The sequence below is a fragment of the Bartonella sp. TS82HLJMH genome (genome assembly GCF_042193495.1).
Taxonomy (GTDB): Bacteria; Pseudomonadota; Alphaproteobacteria; order Rhizobiales; family Rhizobiaceae; genus Bartonella; species Bartonella grahamii.
The window spans coordinates 1,349-3,977 of the sequence record NZ_JBHILU010000038.1; the positions used below are offsets into that span (position 1 = coordinate 1,349).

Annotated in this window: 3 protein-coding genes and 1 pseudogene; all 4 read right to left on the reverse strand. The window is 44.4% G+C overall.

Going from position 1 to position 2,629, the window contains the following annotated elements:
- Positions 1-313, reverse strand: a pseudogene (locus ACFIKO_RS08760) (S49 family peptidase); the annotation flags it as partial.
- On the reverse strand, positions 303-1,859 hold the full coding sequence (locus ACFIKO_RS08765) for a phage portal protein (RefSeq protein ID WP_375673810.1): 1,557 nt from the start codon (positions 1,857-1,859) through the stop codon (positions 303-305). The pseudogene ACFIKO_RS08760 and the gene ACFIKO_RS08765, both read right to left, overlap by 11 nt.
- Positions 1,859-2,107 carry a phage head-tail joining protein gene (locus ACFIKO_RS08770; RefSeq protein ID WP_375673812.1) on the reverse strand — a complete coding sequence of 83 codons (249 nt, stop codon included), beginning with the start codon at positions 2,105-2,107 and terminating at the stop codon, positions 1,859-1,861. Before ACFIKO_RS08770 ends, ACFIKO_RS08765 begins: the two co-directional genes overlap by 1 nt.
- Positions 2,108-2,110: 3 nt before the next feature.
- The coding region (locus ACFIKO_RS08775; protein WP_375673814.1) for a terminase gpA endonuclease subunit at positions 2,111-2,629 on the reverse strand (519 nt) is incomplete at its 5' end.

The following is a 2,629-nucleotide window of genomic DNA, read 5'->3' on the forward strand; positions in this document are numbered from 1 at the left end:
CAATGGCTTCACGAAAAGAAGCCCTTAAACCTTCATAAGAGGTTAGCCCCGATAAAGCCCCAAGCCATGCACCACGGCGCACAAGCGTGCCATGAACTGGTATTATGGCAACATTGTTTTGTACTACATAAGTTTCAGGTGGTCTTAAAGCTTCCGTATCCCCTTGCGCAAAAGCCTTAGGGGGAAACTTTTCTCCCTCAAAAAGACGCGGCGCAAGAGCATTCAAAATGATATCAAGTTTTGTCGATGCAAGCATATGAGGAACCCCAAAAAGCCGTGATGCCAAAAACGGCATGTCGAGATTATTCACCATTTGCATGTGCCTCGCTGCTTTGGTTACTTTCATAAGTTTCAGAAGATTCTGAATCTGCGGGTTCAATTACTTGATTGCTACCAGAGGGCGCTGCCATATCCGTGTCAAAAGATAAGCCGCGCGCACGAGCGTCTGTGTGCTCTTCTTGCAGTTCGGCATGAATGCTGTCGATATCAAAGCCGCGCTCGGCAAGTGCCATGCGTCGTGTTTTCAAGCCTGCACGGATTTCTTCTTTTTCCGCTGAGATATCCTTGTTTGGATCAATCATTTCAAGCGGGGGCGCAAAGCTTTCACATTGAAGCCATGGCAAGGAATTTTCTTCCCACCCTGGCAAATTGACGCATTTGACAAGCACTGCCATTTCAACAAAACGCTCCCAAACAATGCGGTTAAACTGAAAGGCAATGATATGTTCACGCCATTGTTTGACGTGCCGTCTAAACTGAATGATGGAGGTACGCACATTTGAAAAATTCCCCCGCGTAACGTCTCCAGTCACAACGGCATAAGGCATATTAAGAGCAGAACAAATCTTTAAAATATTACGATACTGAAAAGCCTCATAAGAACCACCAACTTCAACAGGGGTTGAAAATGTAATTTGTTTTTCGCCATCGACCACGTTAACTGAGCCAGGGTAAATTTTATCCACGTCAGCTGCCTCTTCAGGCTTCTTTGGGGGCGTTGTTTGCTCACGATTTCCCTCTAATTCTTCCTCATGAGATTCCTTCCCTGTAATAAACACCGCAAAAAGAGCCGCTGTCCTTTTTCGATCAAGTTCTGCATCATCATAGGATTCGAGTTGAAAGATCTTTGTCATACAGCGCGTTATTTTGGGAGAACCGCGCAATTGTCCGGCAATACGGCGCTCTTTGATATGAATGACCATTTCAGCAGGGACGCGCACGCGCTCTTGGCTCTTAAATGCTATGTTGGAAGGAGAATCATCATAGGGGTGATGTTCCCAGAAATGATAAGCAACGCGCTTACCACTGGCATTAAATTCAATCCCCATACGAATGTAATTGCCTTCAATCTCAGCCGGTCCATTGTAGGAAAGGTCCAACATTTCGGTGGGATAAACTTGCAATTGAAGAGGCACACCAGAGCGCCCGTAGAGGTCAACATAATGCAATCTTACAAAGCACTCTCCGGTTAAAAAGACCTCTCGTGCAATGGTTGCTTGAAGTCCATAAAAGTTGGCATCTTCATCATAATCGGCTTCATCAACCCATTGCCACCATAAGTCTAAAAGCTTTTTCTTTTCTTCTTGAAAACCTTCAATACGAGGATAAGGTTTAATCCCATCACTGACAGCCGCAGAGACCCATTCCTCCGTTGCAGAACCATAAAGAGCTTCATTGTCATAAAGCCATCTTGAACGGGCAACAATGGTATCACCGCATTCCTCAATGGCTTTATTGATATGTTTTTTTGCGGGGTCAAAATCACCCATGCGACGGCTTTTACTTGCAGCTTCAAAATGGGGATTGTGTTGACGAGAAATTTTAAAAAAGCCTGTGAGTTTATTGATAAAGCCAGCCATTAATAGCCTCGTGATATATTAAAATAGAAAACGCGTGAACGCTTGCGCCCTTCAAGGTTGGCTATTTGTGTATTGATCATCTCAAGCGCTCTGCGGAGTTCCTCAACAGAACGATTGCTGACTTGCTTATCGCCATGGCGCACCGATTGCGCTCCCGAATAAAGAGCTTCTTCAATTTGCTCACGCCGCCTTTTTAAGTTTTCAAGTCTGTCAGTTTTGCTGTTAATTGGTTCTAAAGTTTCACCCACAAATTACCTCCAATCCCCTCGCATATAAGGATTCATCATTGTTCTGAATGGCTTCTTTTTAGGCTGTGCTGTCTGAGATCTTCTTGGAGCAGGAGAGGGCACATGTTTTGATGTTGGCTGCTCTAAAGAGCCCTCAATTTTAAGTTTTTCCAGACGCTCTTCTAAGATATCGACTTCTCGATTAAGGTTTATTCCTGCCGAAATCAGACCTTGTAAAGCAGCATAAGCATAGACCCTACAATCCAAGGCTTCATTTCTTGCCTTTTCGCTTTTTTGCCATTCAATACGCTTGAAGCCTTTAAAATATTTGATGACTTTTCTTTCAGCGGTTAGCTGGTCAAAATACTCTCGATCAAGGTTTTTGTAAAAGTGTGTTGCACCAGCCCCCGTTGCTTCAGGTCCCGATTTTTTAAACCGTGCCGTGATAATATCTTTTGCTGCATCAACACCAACAATATAGAGATTGATCTGTCCTTTGTTGTTTCTACTTGGACGGCGCGGCCATACCGCACGCCATCCCGC

Coding starts and splice junctions, on each gene's coding strand:
- ACFIKO_RS08765 (WP_375673810.1), bottom strand. CDS start 1,859: ATGGCTGGCTTTATCAATAAACTCACAGGCTTTTTTAAAATTTCTCGT.